At 44.0% G+C, this 20,580-nt stretch carries 11 protein-coding genes; all 11 read right to left on the bottom strand.

Going from position 1 to position 20,580, the window contains the following annotated elements; genetic code table 11:
• Window positions 1–11: 11 nt before the first annotated feature.
• Window positions 12–2,804 (bottom strand): glycoside hydrolase family 2 protein, encoded by a 2,793-nt coding sequence (locus BWI44_RS17275; RefSeq protein WP_195208777.1) that lies wholly within the window; start codon window positions 2,802–2,804, stop codon window positions 12–14.
• A 6-nt stretch (window positions 2,805–2,810) separates the two neighbouring features.
• Window positions 2,811–5,405 carry a beta-glucosidase gene (locus tag BWI44_RS17270; protein WP_195208776.1) on the bottom strand — a complete coding sequence of 865 codons (2,595 nt, stop codon included), beginning with the start codon at window positions 5,403–5,405 and terminating at the stop codon, window positions 2,811–2,813.
• 26 nt (window positions 5,406–5,431) lie between these two features.
• A complete protein-coding gene (locus BWI44_RS17265; RefSeq protein ID WP_117691878.1) occupies window positions 5,432–7,696 on the bottom strand; it encodes a GH92 family glycosyl hydrolase in 2,265 nt (754 codons plus the stop codon).
• 120 nt (window positions 7,697–7,816) lie between these two features.
• Window positions 7,817–9,283, bottom strand: coding sequence for an alpha/beta fold hydrolase (locus BWI44_RS17260; RefSeq protein ID WP_118423529.1), 1,467 nt, complete (start codon window positions 9,281–9,283; stop codon window positions 7,817–7,819).
• 233 nt (window positions 9,284–9,516) lie between these two features.
• Window positions 9,517–11,166 (bottom strand): family 43 glycosylhydrolase, encoded by a 1,650-nt coding sequence (locus BWI44_RS17255; protein ID WP_195208775.1) that lies wholly within the window; start codon window positions 11,164–11,166, stop codon window positions 9,517–9,519.
• 6 nt (window positions 11,167–11,172) lie between these two features.
• A complete protein-coding gene (locus BWI44_RS17250) occupies window positions 11,173–12,141 on the bottom strand; it encodes a family 43 glycosylhydrolase (RefSeq protein ID WP_195208774.1) in 969 nt (322 codons plus the stop codon).
• Window positions 12,142–12,244: 103 nt separating this feature from the next.
• Window positions 12,245–13,504 (bottom strand): glycoside hydrolase family 99 protein, encoded by a 1,260-nt coding sequence (locus tag BWI44_RS17245; protein WP_115503069.1) that lies wholly within the window; start codon window positions 13,502–13,504, stop codon window positions 12,245–12,247.
• Between the two features lie 42 nt (window positions 13,505–13,546).
• Window positions 13,547–14,782: a hypothetical protein gene (locus BWI44_RS17240; protein WP_195208773.1), complete on the bottom strand. Its 1,236-nt coding sequence runs from the start codon at window positions 14,780–14,782 to the stop codon at window positions 13,547–13,549.
• 18 nt (window positions 14,783–14,800) lie between these two features.
• On the bottom strand, window positions 14,801–18,022 hold the full coding sequence (locus BWI44_RS17235; protein WP_195208772.1) for an alpha-mannosidase: 3,222 nt from the start codon (window positions 18,020–18,022) through the stop codon (window positions 14,801–14,803).
• Between the two features lie 211 nt (window positions 18,023–18,233).
• A complete protein-coding gene (locus BWI44_RS17230) occupies window positions 18,234–19,748 on the bottom strand; it encodes a glycoside hydrolase family 99 protein (protein WP_229036106.1) in 1,515 nt (504 codons plus the stop codon).
• Window positions 19,749–19,840: 92 nt separating this feature from the next.
• Window positions 19,841–20,563 carry a DUF3823 domain-containing protein gene (locus BWI44_RS17225; protein WP_021968031.1) on the bottom strand — a complete coding sequence of 241 codons (723 nt, stop codon included), beginning with the start codon at window positions 20,561–20,563 and terminating at the stop codon, window positions 19,841–19,843.
• Window positions 20,564–20,580: the final 17 nt, after the last annotated feature.

The following is a 20,580-nucleotide window of genomic DNA, read 5'->3' as shown; positions in this document are numbered from 1 at the left end:
AATGACCTTATTTATTTCAGTGTGAGTAATCTGCTACGCTTTAAATTATACCCTTCAGCAGAAATGGCGACTTTTCCCCGAGATACATATTCCACCGTTACCGTTCTCTTCTCTCCCGGTAACAGGTTAAAATAGCCGTCGGAAGCATAAGCCGGCAAAATACGCTTATCTGTATCCACCTCACGGACATTGAGTTTCAGAGCGAGGGCAGGCATTGCTCCGGTGTTCTGTAATTCTATTTGTATCTGACTCTCCTTTTGCCGGATTAGTTTACAGTTTATGGAGGCTTCTTCCAAAGCATTGAATCCCTGGAAATTACCCTCACCGTTATCTTGCCAATAATCATTGATCGAAATAACCTTGCCACGCTTATCCTGAAGTATCAAACGTTCCATATATACTCCGGATGCAGAAATTGGTTTATCTTGTACGAAGCACTCGGTCAATCCATTAGCCAATACATTCAACTTGGAAGTGCGTTTAAACAATGACTTACCTTCAAGGGAATAAACTTCATATATAACTTTAGCCCCCTTTATCTCTTTCAAAGAAGTATTGACAACCACTACTTTCTGATCATCCAGATTCTTCTGGATATGAATCGGCTCACACGCCTTACGGCATCCATAGAAAGAACCGAAAGTTTCATAATCCCAGGAATAAATCTGCCAAACCATACTGGGCCAAGCCGGGTGACTCATCCACAACAACAGCCCACTTGTGCTATTCCACATTTTACTGTTCCAAGCTTCCATCATGGCACGGTGACTGTCGTAATTGACAATCTGTGCTTTCCGGCTAAAATCTTTCAGGTCCGTCGGCTTTCCATATTTCTGGTCTATCGCCTCCATAAATTCTCTTTGCCCACCATGTAAATCATGGTAATACCACACATCACTGATGGGCCAGGCATCTTTCACATCCATCATAGCCAGGATGGATTCTTCCGTAGGAATGGAAGTTGAACCTTGTTCTGTATTGAACCCATGTGCCCGATCGCGATAGTAATCCACCGGATTCTTATGATAGTTCCATGGTCCGCTTGGTCTCAGGTTGCAATGGGTAGAATTCGGACTGTAATAACGGGTACCGTCTTTCTCGGCAATCATCTTTGCCAGATGTTCTTCGATATAAGCAGGCGCAAAGCCCTCATTCCGGGGATTCCAAACAGCAATGGAAGGATGGTTACGGAAACGTACCACTACATCTTCTGCATTCCGCAAGAATAGGTTATCATCATTTACCGGCATATTGTAGCCTTGCGTACTCAGCCAGAAGTCATTGAAAACCAGCATACCATATTCATCACACAATTCATAGAAGCTCTCTTCCGTACTCTCGCCCGTCCAGTTGCGGATCATATTAAAGTTCGCTTCCTTGTGCAACCGGAAATAAGGTTCAAGATGTTCACGCGAAACGCGCTTCATGGCATCATCCATTCCCCAGTTTCCTCCTTTACAGAAGATACGCTTGCCGTTGACTTTTATCACCATATAATGCTGCATGGCTTTGTCGGGTGCCGGCACAAGAATATCAGAAGAAACATTCTTTTTCAGACGAGGCATACACATGCCTCCTTCTATATACTTGCGGTTTATATTATCAAAGATAGGTTCGCCCTGCTCCATAACCGTCGGACGATATTCCACCCGGCGGATAGAGTCATCGGGGAAACAAACTGCCAATTCATAAGAAATCTCACGGACTCCGAAACGAACTTTCTTAGAATCAGAGGATACGCCTTTTTCCGCTACAACCACATCCATCGTATAAAGCTCCTGACGACCGTAATTATTTGGCCACCACAAACGAGGAGATTTCAGTTCCAATGCCTTGTGAGTATCCGGAGTAAAGACAACCGTTTTCCGCTCCTTCGGTGCAAGGTTTACTTCCTGAGTCACCTTTTTTCCTTCAAGATTCAGGTCAACGGATACTTGTCTGGCTATCGGTTGCAGGTTCTCCACTTCCGTACGTACGGTAACTTCAGCGACCGTAGTATCCGGTAATGCCAGATGAGTAACTACCTGCGTATCATGCAAACGGATACCGTTCGTGAAACGTAAATGTACATCCTGCCAGATTCCTATATTCCGGTCACGGATACCCGGCACCCAGTCCCAACCCTCTGAAGAAATAAAGGTAGGCCCGTCCAGGCACAATTGTCCGCCATTCATACCGTTTCCGGCGGATGGAGATTGTTCGTGAGGAATTCCCGGGTTAGGCGGTGGAAGAATACGAACAACCAACGTATTCTTGCCATCCACCAAATGATCCGTTGCGTTAAACTCACCCCGGATAAAAGCACCTTTCATTGTACCCAGGCATACATCGTTCAGCCATATCTCGGCTTGATAATTGATACCTTTGAAAACCAGCCAGGCTTCCCGGCCTTCTGTAGGAACAGGTGAATTGAATTCCAAACGATACCACCAATCCATCCTGCACAGAGTGTCGGGAATTGCCAGATTATTCAGTCCATAATAAGGATCGGGATACACCCCCTGATCCACTAAAGTAGTCAATACAGTACCCGGGACGGTTGCATTATACCATCCATTTTTGCCATCTGTCAGTTTCCAGCCCCGGTTCAACAGGTAATCACTCTCACCAACCTTCTCTACCACCGCTTCCACCGGTGTCTGCGCTTTCGGGGTGGGCATCATGATTTGCGCTTTCGACTTCGGTAACGTCTCTTTCGGCTGAGGATGAGTCAATCCCCAATTCGCCACATTCTGCGCTACTAATGAAGTAGCACAACCCAATAAGAGACAAAATATCCACTGAAATTTGGCATTCCGTTCCATACTTATTTATTTTTCCGGGTGAGACATTGGATAATTATCTTTCTGTAATACCGAAACCACTTTCTGCAAACGAATATCAGCAGAAGAAGCACCTACCATGATCGTATAATCACCGGAAGGATAGACAAACTTACCTTTCGCTTCGTCCCAATAACGTAGCAGGTCTTTACGTAATTTCAAAGTCACTTTCTTGTTTTCACCACTCTTCAATGCGACACGCTCAAAACCTTTCAGCTCTTTGATAGGCATTACTTCATCCCGCTCAGGTAATTTCACGTATACTTGAGCAACCTCATCACCTGCATATTTACCTGCATTCTTCAGTTGGAAGGAAACATTTATTTCCTCTTCACCATCTGCCACTTGCAGGTTGGAATACTTGAATGTGGTATAACTTAAACCATAACCGAAAGGATACAGGACATCCCCTTTGAAGTATTTATAAGTACGTCCCTTAGTTATATCATAATCATCGAACGGAGGGAGTTCATCCAGACTTCTGTAATAGGTCAAGGGCAGACGGCCACCCGGATTATAATCACCGAACAGGACTTCCGCTACAGCTTTACCTCCGCTTTCACCGGGATACCAAGCATTTACAATAGCTGGAACATGTTCATCCATCCAGTTGACAGCCAACGAACTGCCGGCAACCAATACAACAACGATATTCGGATTTACTTTGTAAATTTCCTGCAAGAACTCCATCTGGTCTGCCGGAAGCTGAATATCATATCTATCTTGTCCTTCACGTTCTATCGACTTATTGATTCCTAATACGGCAACTACCGTCTCACACTCGCGCACCGCTTTTCCTGCTTCACCATACAAATCCAAGCGAGTGACTTTGCCAACCTGGGGAACCCGCCATTGCAGTCTCGCTACAGCATAATCACGATTGTCATAGTACTCTGCTTTCAACTGGTAATCTTTTCCGGCTTCCAGATAAATAGTAGCGGTATCAGTCCGGACGGCATGTCCCCGCCATGCATCAATCAGCATTTTTCCATCAATGCTCAAGCGACAACCATCATCCGATGTGAAACTAAGTGTATATTGTCCGGTAACCGTAGGACGAAATTTTCCCGTCCAGCGAACTGACAAAGGAGATTTAGGTAAGAAAGGATCGGGTGCCTGGTTGGCTGGCTCAAAGTTAATCCATTCTTCTTTGCGCACTTTAGGAGTCCCCTGTAACTTGGTATTGTCAAAATACTCGGCCTTCAATCCTTCCGGGAAATTGACTCCCTGTATGAGTTCCATACCGTCTACAGCTGATTTCCAAGGAGCATATACCACTTTCACACCATCGCCTACTCTATCTTTGATACCCTGCAACACTGAGATCGGAGCAATCACTGGCGAACCACTATAATCTCCAAACTCACAATTACCGGCATTGATGCCTACCACAGCTATTGATTTCACCTTTTTGGCATTAAGCGGCAACATTTTCTTCTGATTCTTAAGCAATACAATACATTCACGTGCTGCATTCAAAGCTACTTCCTGATGCTTTGCCGACCCTATCACAGCCGGAGATATTTTCGTATAAGGATTCTTTTCTCCGCTATCGAAAAACCCCAACTGCATACGTGCCCGTAACACACGATAGGCAGCCGAATCTATATCAGCATTCGTAACCATATATTGACGGTAAGCACTCAACAAAGGCTCATCAAATACATCATCACCACATTCCAAGTCTAAGCCTGCTTTTATGGAAAGGGTAGCCGCAGCCTCTTTAGTCTTCACATATTTATGTGCATTCACCAACAAGGAAGGTCCACCGCAATCGGAAACCACATATCCTTTGAATCCCCAGTCCTCACGAAGTACTTTCGTCAATAACCAGGCGTTCAAGGTACAAGGCACATCATTCAGCGCATTATACGCTGACATGATGGAAGCTGATTTACCATCCTTCACGCACGCTTCAAAAGCCGGAAGGTAATATTCACGTAACTGTTTTTCTGAAATCTGCGGATTACATACAAAACGATTATGTTCTTCATTATTGGCTGCGAAATGCTTAGGAGTCGACACAATCTTCAGATAACGGTCATCATCGCCTTGCAGGCCTTTCACAAAAGCAGTACCCATGACACCACTTAAATAGGGGTCTTCTCCGTAAGTTTCCGGAGTACGTCCCCAGCGTGGGTCACGCGCCATATTCACTGTAGGAGACCAGAAGGTCAACAAGTCACTAAACTGATTTTTTTGTTCCCGTCCTTGCTCCAGCTCATTCCAACGGGCACGGGCCTCATCAGAAATAACCGTAGCTACCTGCAATTGCAATTCCGGGTTCCAGGTTGCCGCCAGTCCGATAGCCTGCGGGAAAACGGTAAAGCGTCCCGGACGAACCACTCCGTGAAGCGCTTCGTTACCGTGGTAATATTTGGGAATATCCAAACGGGGAATACCCGGAGAGGTTGCACGCAACAGGCTGATTTTTTCTTCAACCGTCAAGCGTGATAATAGATCCATGATACGCTCATGCATCGGCGCTTTCTCATCTTTATATAGCTCTTGAGCCTGTGCCACTCCGGCACAGGCAATTAGAGCGAATAATCCTGTAAATACAATCTTTTTTAGTGTTCTCATGGTTTTTCCTATTGACTTATTATACCTTATTGTTTTTCTGCAGATGGAGGTACTGCATCGCCTGCGCTACCCCATGTTTTATTAGGCCTGCTGCCCATCACCAATACCAATTTTCCACCTTCTTTTATGTCGTCATGACTAAACCAGGGTTTATTCCATTCTTTTCCGTTCAATGTTGCAGACTGAATGTATTTGTTTTCATCCGATGCACCTTGTGCCTCTATCTCAAATACCTTTCCATTGCTCAACATTACCTTAGCCTTAGTAAACAAAGGGCTGCCGATGTTATAAGACGGAGAACCCGGAGTTACCGGATAGAAACCTAAAGAAGAGAAAACTACAAATGCTGACATACCGCCACCGTCTTCATCACCCGGTAATCCCATCAAGTCATTACGGAACCAAGTCTTCAGCAACTGACGAATACGTTTCTGTGTCTTCCAAGGCTGACCCGCATAATTATACAGATAAGGAATATGCAGAGAGGGTTCATTGGCCATTGAGAATTGTCCCACATTTCCGGTATGGTCCGGTATCTGTGCATAGAAAGCATATTTACCACGTCCCAACGGTTCACGGAAGGTCTGATCCAAGTTCGCAATAAACTGTTGGTTACCTCCCATCAGATCAATCAGATCAGCTACATTGTGAGGAACATCCCAACGATAAACCCAACCATTATTCTCACCATAATATTCACGGGCACCCATACCTCCGGAGAAACGATAATCGAATGGTTCGATCCATTTACCATTCTTATCCTTCGGATGGAAGAAAGCTGTTTCTGCATTATACACATTACGGTAATTATGAGCACATTGTAGATAATGAGCAGCATCTTCTTTTTTTCCCAACATATCGGCTATGCGCGACAAACACCACTGGTCATAGGAAGTTCCCAACGTTACTGCAATTGGCTGACGCTTTTCGAAATGATGTACATTCGGGTCTGTTTCTTTTTCTCCTTCCTGAAGTGCAGGGATATATCCGTTCTTCTTATAGAAATCATCAATCCAACCGGCAGCAGCACCCGACCACGGAGCCAATGTTTTTTCTTCAATACCTTTACGGCAAGCTTCATAGGCTTTAGCCAAATCGAATTGTAAGCCTTTAGCAGCCGCATCCGCTACGGTTGCCACAGCATGATTAGAGTTCATACGACGAGAGTCACCTGTAATCTCAGGAAAAGTAGGCATCCACATATCTCCCATCTGTTCCGCCATGCGCAAATAAGAGTCAATCACATTCTTTTCTGTTCCTTCATCAATCAAAAGACGCAAAGGATGGGCAGCACGGTAAGTATCCCAAATCCAATCGTCTGTGTAGAACGGCTCACCATTATCTTCGTGTATCTTTCCGTCGAATGCACTGAAATAACGACCGCCTTCGCTGATACAAACCGGACGTTCGAATACACGGTAAAGCGATGTATAAAGAACCTGTTTATCTGTCTCACTGCCACCTTCTACCTGAATATCGCTCAATGCTTTATCCCAGATCTGACGTCCCTTTTCTGCTAAAGCCTGCAGATTATAATCAGGCAATTCACGTTGCAGGTTTTTCTTGGCTTGTTCTTCACTTATAAATGAAATTCCATAGCGCAAGTTGACTGTTTTTGTTCCGTCTGCAAAGTGCATTACAGCACAGGCATTACGCCCTTCTGCTTCTTTCTTGTCTGCATCTATTTTACCATCAGCCAGAATACCTGTTTCTATAGGGGTAACGTCCGATTCTATATACAGGTAAACCCGCGTATTATTCTCCAGTTGTTGATAACCGCTCACAAAACCGTCACCTGCCTTGATAGCACCGTTACGCGAATTGATCATCATGTATACAGGCTTATCCTGCTGACTATAATCTATCTGATAAAGAGCCGACTGATGAGAAGGTGCATACTTCACTTTAATTTCCTCGTCATCGAGAACCACCTCATAATAATAAGGTTTCAACTTCTCATCATCATAGCTATAAGCTATAACCGGACGAAGTTTATCTCCCTGATACGGACTCAGATTGAAAGCAGAACTACCACGATGACTAGTCACAATCAAAGGAAGACCTTTCAACTGATCTGTTGTATAATCCGCCCGTTCGGGATAGACACGAAGCATACTATTCGGCAGGTGAATAGTCGGGAAAGTAGGCACCAGCAAGTGACTGATATTTCCCATGTAAGGATTCACATAGTCCACCGGGCCTTTCACGGCGGCTACTTGGTTTTGTACTCCACTACAAGCGCCCAACATGGAAACTAAAGCTACAGAAGCCAGGCAATGTGTAATTTTCATAATATAACAGTTTTAGTTTATATTTATTCTCGAAAGCAAATGTAAGGCTCAGCACTTTCCCTTTCAATTAAAAAAGACTTAATCGCTAATTAAATTTGAATAAAGTGGCTAATTTGTCTACTATTTAATCATCTTTTCAATCAATTCTACTAATTTCTTCGGGTTTTCAGGAGTAATCGGATAATGCCCACGTCCTGTATCAATGATTACTGTCATCTTGCCTGCATAGCGTTTTTTAGCTTCACCAGTCTGAGTCTTCAAATTAGGATCAAGACTTCCGCAAGCGTGCAGAATAGGAACCTTCGCCTCGGCAAGCGGTTTCAGATTATCCAATGGCTGAATCTTCGCTAAAGAAGAACGCAAAATAGGATTTTCCCCATAGATTCCGGCTATCTTATCAGGGTTCTCAATAGCCCAAGCATAAACTTCCCCTGTCGCACCTCCACGACCAGCTACAACCGGATGTGCTGCAAATCCCTTACTCACAAGATAATTGTATGCAATGCTCCACTGGTCAAATAAAGGACCATCAGCATTATAAGCAATGGGAGCAACCACTATGTGAAAACCACGTGCAAGCAATCCCAAATCTACAGCAGAATTACCATCCGGCTGATCGCAACGGAAAATCCAAGGATTTCCGGCAGCAGGTTTCTCAGGAGCGATAACCGTAACCAGTCCTTCCACACCTTCCAATGAGAACATATATTTATTATAATTACCTGTAAAATAAGGTCCCCATGAGGTAATCCAGAGTTTATCATATTCAGCATACGAATAAATAGGATCTGTACTGTAGAAATTACTTTTTTTGTATTTATCGGGCAGAAATGCAGGCTTCTCAGCCGGTTTTTCCTTATAAGCCTGTTCGACAAAATCCGCAATAATATTCGGATCCTGCAAGCTGTGCGGATGATGTGCCGTACCGTCTTTGATCAAAACCGACATACGCCCACCATTACCTTGATAAACACCTTGAATGGCATAAGTATTATTGAGTATAGGGTCGATGCTACCACAGATATTCAAGATAGGGACATCCTGTCTGGCAAGTTTATCCATTCCCATCAAACTTTTTTGTGAAAGTCCGGGATTATCGGCACAAATAGCCAAAACTTTATCAGGATGTTCTGTCCCCCAAGTAAAAGAATTGGCTCCGCCGCGACTCATACCAATAAACGCAGGTTTAGGAAAAAAGCCGTGCTCATTCACCAGAAAATTATACCATACTTCCCATGTCTGATCAGGATCGGTAGTGATGTAAACAATATGAAAGCCACGCTTCAATAACTCAATTTCCGCTTGTGGCTGATGATCCCAATAGCAACCACGCCATGACCATGGATTACCTTCAGCAGCCTGTTTCGGAACAACTACAATGCATCTACGCATTCCTTTTTCCGGCCCCGCAACACCTGCTCCTTCACGTTGTGTTGCCTTGATAGGTTTAATTTGGAATGTTGTTTCACTCATTACAAAATCGTAGCGGTCGAAGCCGTGCCAATCCGTCTTCTCACCGGTAAAAGACTGAGCCCTTACGGACATCGCTACAAGAGAAAAAAGGAAGAGAAAAAATAAGTTCTTCATCGTATTATTCTTTAAATTCAAGTTAATCAATTAAGTCTGACAGACTTTCATTGTATGAGGTTGTGTCGAAACTCTGATAAGCGTATCATTTCGTCATCCTGAGCTTGTCGAAGGATCTCTTCTCTGCGCTTCAGGGGAGTAGATCCTTCACTATGTTCAGGATGACAGAGCAAAATGATAGTAATTCTTACTTTTGACACAACCTCACATTTTTTATCCTGCCAATCTAACTTCTATTTGTTTCCGCGGGTCTGCTTTACGACCTGTATGGTTCCATCCGAATTATAGAACAACTTATCTACACAAACCGAACGTAGATTTCCCTGTCCTGAAAAATCAGAAGTGTGATAGAAGGCATACCATTGACCTTTATACTTTACAATAGAACCATGACTTGTGTCACAAGTGGTCGGTTCCAGATAAATCCCCTCATACTTCCATGGACCTAACGGAGAATCGCTTGTTGCATACCTCAAACGATTGGCACCCGGGTTATTATCCGCATACGATAGATAGTACTTACCATTGTATTTATGTATCCAGGTCGCTTCATGGAAATCACTCAAGCCAGTCATCGGTTTAACCTCTCCGTCCAGTTTCGTCCAGTCATCTTTCCGTAACTTACCACCATAGCATTTACCTCCACCTCCATTATAAATGTAAGGTTGCCCATCCTCATCTATAAATACGCAAGGGTCAATTTCCGGAGGCATACCCTCGATATAACCTCTTACACGGAATTCCTTATTCGGATACTTACTGGTAGCTACTCCCACCCGCCAGGTACTATTCCAATTAGCAGCATTGGCCGGGTGCGGAAAGTAGAAATAATAGGTTTGATTCTCCGGATTATAAGCACAATCGGGAGCCCACATGAAGCCATCACACCCCCAACCATTATGTTTTCGCACTGTGGCTGCATTCATTATCTCCCCATGATCGGTCCAATTCACCATATCTTCCGTAGAAAAAACATGATAGCGATCCATGCGGTCGCATCCAAGTGCAGGCTCCATATCATGCGAAGCATACACATAAAGTACTTCTTTCCCATCAATGTTCCATACATGCGCAGAAGCATCAGCTGTGTAAAGGAGTCCCTTTATCCAACTATTGTACATCGGTGACTCCCACTCTACAAACAGGGGATTACTCATTGCTTTCGTAACAGGGTAAGTGAAAGAATTAGAAATATCTTCCAACTTACCTGTACGCGTTAAAACGAACTTATCGATGTTTCCCGGTGTATTGGCACAATACTTCAGTACATGTTTCCCTTTAGTCAGCTGGATTCCATTAGCTTTCACTTTATGGCTAAAATCCGTCCATCCCCCAAGAGGCATATCTATACTGCGGCTTGCACCCCGACCATCTACCTCAAAGTAAAAACTTCCCTCCGATCCGTCCCCTTTCACACAGAATGTTTCAATGGCATAGGCACCATCCTCATCTACCTCAATCGTATAACACATCCATTCACCTGGCTGTACATCACCGATATAATAACCTCCGGAAGCCTTACTTTCTGCACGAACATCAACGGCGTGGGAACCTCTGTACCCCACATCAGCCAGTTTAGAGTCGCTCTCATGATAGACCACATTCTGTGCTCCTTCATCAAAGTCTTCCGCTTCTACAGTGCCGGGCACGCGGTGCGGACCTTTATAGGCCGTTCCTTTATAAGCTTTCAGATATTCTTCCGAATCATAGTCCATATCATAATCGTACTCATACGGCCCATCAGGAACCGGAGGATCTACCTCTGGCACTTCAGGGGGAACTTCTGGAGGTATTTCCCCCGGCGTATCTTTATCGCTGCAAGCTGTAAGAGCAAGTGCAGCAATAAAGAAACCCAACTTCAACAGATGAATAAATAGACGCATACAAATTTATTTTGTTTGTTCTACTACTTTGATAGTTCCATCCGGATTATAGTATAGCTTGTCTACACAAATAGAGCGAAGGTTTCCCCTTCCGGAAATAGAACAGTTATGATAGAAAGCATACCATTCACCGTTATATTCAGCTATAGATCCATGACTTGTATCGCAACCTGTCGGTTCCAGATAAACACCCTGATATGTCCACGGTCCTAGCGGTGAATTACTAGTTGCATAATTTAAACGATTAGCCCCTTTGCCATTCTCCGCATGGTTATCAGCATAGGACAAATAGTACACACCGTCTTTTTTATGTACCCAAGCAGCCTCATGAAAATCTTTCAGCCCCTCCATAGCACGCAGCGGTTCTGCCAGTTCCATCATATTATCCTTCATTTTGGCACCCACACAACGACCTCCACCGCCATAGTAGAAGTAAGCCTGATCATCATCATCCACAAAAGCGCAGGGATCTATCATGGCAAAGCAATCGTCTTCCATTCCTATCATGTCAATATACTTGTCCTGTACAGTGAAGTCTTTGGCAGGATGTTTACTGGTAGCTATACCCACTCTCCAGGTATTGTTCCAGTCATCACCACTCGGGTGCGGAAAGTAAAAATAATAAGTACCATTCCTATATGCACAATCGGGTGCCCACATGAAGCCACCATCTTTACGTCCCCAAGACACTTGCGAAGAGTTCAATATTTCACCATGATCCGTCCAGTTCACCATGTCATTCGTAGAGAATACATGATAGCGGTCCATTAAATCGCATCCACGCGGAGGATCAATATCATGAGAAGCATAAACATACAGACGTCCGTCTTCCCATACATGGGCAGAAGGATCAGCTGTATACATGTGAGTAATGAAAGGATTCGGACCTAAAGTAACCGTTTTAGCTTGCTTTTGGTTGTTGCAACTCATCAATGTCAACGACAAAGCAGCCAAGGTAATCAAATAATTTTTCATACGCTTTTTTTATAATTTTTATAGTTAATATGAGCAAAATTAGAGTTGCATGATTAACAAAGCTCTTAATTTCAACTTAATAATTCGCAGTTTTTTCAATTTTCTATTTTGTATCCCTCCGGGGCATCTCAAAGCTCAGCGGTTTCTCACGACGAAGCATCTTTGCCGCCTCACCCGTCAGCCACAGGTAATGATCGGACGGCATCCCATCCATACCCACAAACTTGACTTCTTTTCCCACCGGAGGATTATCTGTACACTTGAAAATGGCAGTACCTTCATTCACTTCATCGAACATAGCTACATACAGCATCGTAGCCCCTGCATTGATTGCCGTAGAAATCTGTTGCCAATAGAAGCGTCCGCCCTGACGGGGAATAGAACCGGAAGGTTTCACATCATCCTTGAATGCATGGCGACTTAGATTGTGCCAACTGAATCCAGGAGTCACACAAGGCACATAACCGATATTATTCTCTTTGCACCAAGCTATATCATCGAGAATAACATCCCGATAACGATCCATATCATTGTGGAGCAACGGAGTAAAGCGCTGCACCATCCATGGCAGAACAATATCCGCCTGTCTGATAAGCTCGTGCAAGTAAGGATCATGTACGCAATCGGCATTCAGGTCTCTCCAGAAAGTAGGTACTCCCAACATTACGCTACAGCCTCCGTATTCCGGATCATTTTTGAGGAAATCGATAAAACGTTCCAAACCGATATTACGAATATCATACGGACGATCAGGAAAACCGACACCCCAGATAGTAACCAACGGTTTGCCGTTATAAAAGACATAAGTCTGTTCACCTGTCTGATTAGTTACACGCAGCGAATCAACCAGATATTTCCAGTCGTCAATCAACATGGAGCAATCTTCACCTTTAGCTGCCAGGCCGGACAAATCATACATAACCCCAATAGCACGTCCATATTTTGAAGCCGCCTTCATGGCATGCTCCAGCACTGTGCTCCGCCTGCGTGCTTCCGGACGGGCAGCCCCGAAGAAACGTTGCATGAATACACCATCCAACCCATACTCCTTCATCCACTTGAAATGCAGATCTACCGTGCTCTCATCTGTAGAACAGAAAAAGCGGGCAGTAGAGCCATCTGCCAATTTCTGTCCCGTCGGATATGTTTTCTCATACTCACTCACATCCGGCCACATATCTATGCGGACACTGTTCTCATCCGGGTACATTACCCCTTTCCTCGGTTGGTGAAACCAACCTTGATACCCAGCCATAACCAAACCTTTGTAAGATGGATATTTAGTATTCTTAGAATGTTTGGGTGCTGCATTCAGACTCCCGAACAAGAAAAAAACGAGCAATAGTAAAAAGCATTTCTTCATGGTAGCAATAATTTAATTAGGTATTTAATATTTCAGTTGTTATTATTTGTTCCAAAGTTCTTTGATTGTTTCTTCCTGAGAGTATCCAAAGGGACATGCTTCACTTCTCATATTGGCACGATAGTTACCTTCGGTTTGATTCGGACAGGTTATCATCCGGCAACCGGGCATTTCCAGATGCCCATTCGGGTCGGTACGATGTATCCAATGATACGCATACGTCAACCACTCATTCCGGTAATCTTCCGGTTGCAGGGACAGCCAGGAAATTTCGTCCCATCCCCATACAAAATGGGAGTTCAGATCCGCCACATTCGCTTCTTTCCCCCTGCCATAATTATCAAACTCCACGAGATATGGCAGATGCTCGCATTTCCATCCGCTAGGGGAAATGCACCCTTTGCTCTTTTTATAAAGAGCATCCAGATGATTCACAGCAAGTTCAGCTTTATAGGGTTCAGAAGGAATTTCCTTGATGCGAAGCGGGAAAGAATTGAAGTCGAGCAAGCTCACCCCATTCCTTACCATTCCTCCATAAGGAGTATGGGCATCCAGCAACACCCAGTGACGGCGGGCATGAGTACGCGCATACTCACGTATTTTAGTAATGACACGAGCCCAGGAATCCCGTTCCGGATCATTCATTCCAATCAACTCAATCTGCCCAAGATGAAAAGCCTCGCAACCGACATTGATGTAAGAACAAGCAAGATAATAGAACCAAAGCTGAGTTTCCTGTCGACTAATATCCGGTACACTACTGCCTTTACGCCAATGATCGACCAGAAGCCCTTCTTTATTCAGCATATCAACATAAGAAAAGTTACGTGATTCAACCGGCAATCCATACCCCTTAAACACCCAATCGGGTATCTTCACCTGATTCACCTCCTCTGTAACGATCTCAAACAGGCACCCCTGAAGGATTATATCAGGGTCATAGGCGTGCAATTCACCAGCAAATGCTTTCGCTTTACTCCAGAATTCAGGTTTGTTCAACAAGCTTTCGCCTCCCCACCGGTAAATGGAACGACCGATAAACTTTGCTCCGATATCCTTGACCATACGCATATCATCGGCATGATAAGAATACACTCTACGTCCTTCCGGTTTATCTGGCATCAACAGATAGACCATTGTAATGGAACGGTCCAGATAATTTTCCAACACCTGCCGAGAAATGCCTCTCTCATCGAAACTGTACTCCTTCCCCTGTCCCCACATGGAACAAGGGCAAAAGAGAATCAATATAATAAAACTATATATAATATTTTTCATAATAGCCAGTTAATAGGTTTACCAAGCACTCCGTTCCCGATAGAAGGGTACCGGTTCGGATGTATACTCTATTTGTTTGGTCAGGTAAGGCAACACACGCATTTCCGTAATCGGTTCGGTATCATAGTTCTGATTACCGGTCAGCGTTGCAGCGAATAAAGCGATACCTGCATCTTTGGGCAGAACCAGCATTCGGGCATTTGCCGGAATATCTAAACATACCTTGTACAGATAAGCAAAGTTATAAGAGTCATTTCCTTTGTGTGCACTATGTTTATGATTGGCAATATAACCGATAGAAGCATCTTTGATATATCCCTCACTTTCGCCTTTCCATCCCCACTGTCCATAGAAACCGGAATAATAAGGCACATTTACCTGATAAGGCTTATCATCCACCAGGAAAGTAGCCCGACGGTCATCCTTTACAGAAGTCACCAGAAGAAATAGTTTATCCATGCCATGATGCTCAGGCAAAAGAATGGTATCCCCATTCGCCCGGACGTAATTGAAAATAGCAGGATCATTCTGTATACTGAATTCAACCCCATCCGAAAGGATCTTTTCGGGCATCAGTTCGGCTGCCAGTGAATTACCTTGCCGGTCGAAATTACCAGCACGATTAAACTCATCAGTTGTTAAGGCTACCGCATTATAGGGCAGTTCCAATGGTTGGCATTCAGGAACCGTCAGCAAAGGCTTTTGTTTGAATGTAACCCTAAATGTGCGGGGTTGAAAAGCTTTACCACTGACGATCAGCCTATTACCAGAGAAAGTAACTTCACCTTTTCCTTCCTCTATTCCGTTTACTTCTTTGGCATTTTCAATATCAGATGCAAACTCTATATAAGCTTGGTCGTAAGAACTGCCATAGATCTCATTGATACGAACAATATATCCGCGTCCATCTTCCGCTTTTTTAATAGCTTTCACAGCAACCTGAGGACGGTCTGTACGGGCAAATGAATAAGAACGCCCCAATTTACCCGCATGCTTAGTAGTGGTAAAAGCCAACAGGGGCTGATTGAAATTCTCCGCCTTCCAGGCAATGCCTGCTTGAGCAGCATCCTCTTTATGTCCCACAATGGCATAACGGAAAGCATGATGTCCATGATCCTGATGATCCTGATATGTATAATGCTTACCGGGTTGAGGAGTATGAAGCAATGTCAGACGGATGGTATTATTATCAGGCTTATCCCATCCATATTTAGATTCATTCAAAATGGATATGCCATAAGACGCATCATCGGCAGTCAAGTCGGCCCACTGATGTCCCAGTACCTCAAAAGAGTTCTCGATATTGTTGCCGCGCTTCACATAACCTAAACCCAAGTCATAAGTAGCTTTTTCATTGGAGATTGTGGTTGGAAACTCTGCTTTCAGCAAAGCTTTCTTTCCTTGCCAGTCAAATTCGTTACTGATCTCAATTCTATCATCCTCGGCTCCATCCGTTAACGTGATATATTGTACAAACCTAGAGTCTTCATGAGTACGTTCCACACGTAAAGATGCTCTCAACGGTCCATTCTCTGCCACGGTAATTTTAACATTGTCCGTGATGGAAATACTCGGCCCATCCAGAACTTTCTTGTAAATTTCCCAAGCCGGATAATCAGTAGAAAGATTTTCCGTAAACATCATCAGACGGAACGGCTTACCGGTTTGCACCAGTTCACGATTATTCTTTTTATCAAAAATGGAAGCTATGTCACCCTGTTCATTCAATGCTATCTTATAAATAGTGTTTTCAAGAGTTCCGTTCTTTGCCAGCAGTTTTCCGGAAGATGAAGTTCTTCCCGGTTGAATGCTATATACTGAGAAGCTAAGTGGATCTACTTGCGCTACAAACAAAACCTCGGCTATTCCATTCTCCCAAGAAATCAACTGTGCAGGCATATTTTCCCCTTTCTGAGAGGTTACTTTAATTCCTGACGGTCGTTTATCCATCTTAACCGTAGCCTTCACCACATCTCTCCGACTGGAAGCTACAGGATTATAAACCACAACCGGCATCCCTTTTACTTTGGTATCCAAAGCACGACTCACTGCCCCCACTGCTGTAGTAATGGTTTCTGCAAAACGTGTCTGAGCTATCAGTTCATCATTCCAGGAGAAAGTGTATGATTGCGGAATACTGGTTCCCGTCAGGTCATCGTGAAATTGATGCCACAGGAAACGCTGCCAGTTTTCACGCAAAGCATCGGAAGGATATTCCAAACCTCCCAATGTTTCCGCCACTACAGATGCTCTTTCGGCTGCATCCGCCAAGTGTTCGTTCCGTCGGTTGAAATGTTTCATTGCAGCCTGCGAAGTGTAGCACCCCACTCCATGCACATCCATCAGCAGTTCTCCGTCATAAACGGGTAGTTCGGGATGCTTTTCAAAAGGATAATAATCTTCATATATTTGTCCGGCTTTGGCACTGATAATTTCTAACGGGCCATCTGCCTTCAAACTTTTTTCTAATGAATAGACGGAAGGAAGCGTTGGCGATCCGCCACGGTCTCCTACACCATAATAACTATAAGCCGTATTATCAGGTCCTAGTTTAGCTCTTTCCAGAATGCGGCGATTGATACTGATATCATCGTAGTAATACGATGTACCGTATCCTCCGGCATCCAGTACTGCCATGATCCGCGCACCATCCAGACCTTGCCAAAGCCCTATCTTGAACGGCATTTTTTCTTTTTCTCCAAAATATGGATTTTTCCGCCACTGGAGTTTTTGGGTAGAGAATCCTATCAATCCGCAGTGTGCGGCGATGGTAGGCAATGTGTAACCGAAACCGAAACAGTCCGGCAGATAAATATCGTTTGATTTTACACCAAACTCTTTTTTATAGAATTCCTGCCCTAACAGGACATTCCTGAAAAAGGATTCGGAGGAAGGAATATTAGGGTCTGTCGCTTCCCATACACTTCCCACTACATTCCAGCGTCCTGCCTTGATGTACTTCTTTACAAGCTCATACTCGTGCGGATAATACTCCTTCATCCACGCATATTTCTGAGCACTCTCAAAGTTAAAGATATAATTGGGGAAACGCTCGAAGAGCCAAAAGTTCTGTACCATTGTACGGTGCAGATAATCATCAATAGATTCGCGTACATCCCAGTTCCACTGCGTATCAAAATGGGCTGTTGCTACCAGATACGCCTTATACTCTTTTTGCTGGCTGTACAATATCTGTACGAAGCAAAACAGTGACAGAATGCAACATAGTATTTTTTTCATCTTTCACTTTTTTAGTTAGAGAAAGTTTTCGTAATAGATTATGGTATCTTTTAGAAATAAGAAGAGTATACCCGAACCGTATCTGAGCCCTACCTGAGCCCTACTTGCTCCGTACATTCTCCAGCCAGAAGTACCTCTGAGTGGAGAATCCCCGGAGATGGTACGGAGCAAGTAAGGCTCAGGTACGGTTCGGATATATAATTATCTACTTTTATCTGGCAGGCCAGGCATTCTTCAAAGGCACTTCGCCACGAAGCATCTTACGAGCCTGCCCCGTAAGCCACAAGTAGTGGTCGGTGGGCAGATCATCTTCAACCCCTTGAAACACGATGTTCAGTTCACTGGCCTTCTTGCACCAGCCACCTTCAAGCTGACTTTCGTCCTTAGGCGAGGAACCATGCCCATAACTGCCTTTCGCCTTATTATACCACACATAGTAATCCGTTTCAGGCACATTGCTCGGTACATCGCTTTTATTAAGGCATTTGAAGATGGCAGTGCCCTCGTCTATTTCATCAAACATTGCGACGTAAATCATTTCTGCTCCCAACTTGATGCCACCGTAGATCTGCTCCCAGAAGAATCTTCCACCCAGACGCTCCATCACACTATTATTCGGATGCATATTCAGGTCAGCTCCACCAGGGAAACAGTGGGGAGCATAGTGTACGCCATTTTTCTTGCACCATTGAATGTCCGCATCAATGATAGGCTTGCGATGGTTATTATAAACCTCTATCGAACCATAACGACCTACAAACCAAGGGAAGATGACATTGGCACTCTTCACAATATCAGTATATTTGGCACGCGGCCATTTAGATGAGCTATGCGTACGCCAATCATCGTTCACACCCAGCATGATGCTCCAACCCTGCTCTTTCAATGCAGCTATAAGGCTGGCTATCTGGTCTGCATCGAAAGGCTTTTCATCAAACCCCACACCCCAAAGAGCAAGCAACGGTTTGCCATCCTCATAGAGATAGTATTTCTGTTGGTTGCGGTCTAACAATTGATACGTATCCATAATGGCCTTCGCATCGGCAAGCAACGCACTTTCATCACGGTTTCCTTCCATAAACCCACCTAAATCATACATCACGCTGATGGCTCGCTGAAATTGGTTACTTCCTTTCATCGCGTGCTTCAACACCATATCGAAATGATCTTTTCCATCAGGATTATTGATTACCTCACCTACAAAGCGTTGCATAAAGACACCATCAATGCCATATTCCTTCATCCATTTGAAATGAAGCAACACACTCGACTCATCGTAAGCACTGTACACCTGAGCTGCTTCACCATTGGGCAATATAAATTTAGAAGAACGACCTTTAGGTCCATCTACACCCGGAGTGTATCTCTTTTCATATTCAGACATATCGGGCCACATATCAATAGAGTTCTGCAAAACTCCCGGCTTGAACACTTCACTTTCACGATAGTGATACCAAGCCGTGTTATCAGAATTGCTATGCCTGCATCCGTCACCCGGCGCACCAAACCATCCTTGATAGCCTGCCATCACCAAGCCACGATAGGTATCGAACGGTTTGCCGTCTTCATGGAGTTCAAAATCCGGCTTATTATAAACATCTTCTGCAGGAGGTGTTTCTGGCTCTTCTATTGCCGGTGGAATATAGTCACCTTTGTCATCACCACAGGCTACTAATCCCAGGAAAAGGGTACCCAACAGCCAATAATTTATCTTATTTTGTTTCATTATTTCCATTTTTTCAGTTAAAATAAAGGCCGGAAGAACAAACATACGTCTCCCTTCCGGCCATTGTCACAATCTTACTACCTCTGCTCCAACTACTCGTTGGGAACTTCTATCTTTACAATTTCTGTATAATTGTACTTTTCAAATTTATCCTTTACTTTGGCACCCATACGGACAAAGTAAATGTATCCGGGCTTTACCTGCAAAGACACTTCATACGCTATACTCTTGCCATCGTCCTCTTTAGGAATCTTATCCCAAGTTTTCATAACGTTAATCTTGCCGGGCTTATCGTAATAACCAATATGATTGGAAGCACCGCAGAAATGATTCAAACTGAGAAACGGACAAACATCCATAACTTGTGGGAGCCCTTCAGTAATCGGAGCATCCAAACGGCAGGACATGGTGAGTGTGGTTCCCTCAAGTTTCGTTTTGAAGTCAAACAACTTCAAATAAGGCGTCACCTCAAAATTTTGAGTAGTCTTGCTACCGATACCCATACGGATAGTATCAGAAGGCCACCAAGACCCTTCCGGTACCATATCATACGTTCCGGCAAAGAGTTTGGTATTATTGAACGTACCGTCTTCTTTGATGGCAAGATCCTGACTTCCGGGATTAACTTTATAACTCACCTCCCAGATGCGAATATGGCAATCTCCTCGATCAGAAACAATGCCTTCTCCGGTAGTGGAATCTATAATCTTCCCATAGAAATGGCAATCGGGAGCATCGAAGTTATCTACCCCCATGCAGGATACCACCAGCAATGCTGAAGCAGCACATATTAAACTATATATTAACTTTTTCATATCAATACTTTTCTATA

Source organism: Bacteroides sp. Phil13 (assembly GCF_001940965.1).
GTDB lineage: Bacteria > Bacteroidota > Bacteroidia > Bacteroidales > Bacteroidaceae > Bacteroides > Bacteroides intestinalis.
The sequence above is the reverse complement of the archived record's forward strand: the minus strand, read 5'-3'. Positions and strand labels throughout refer to the sequence as shown.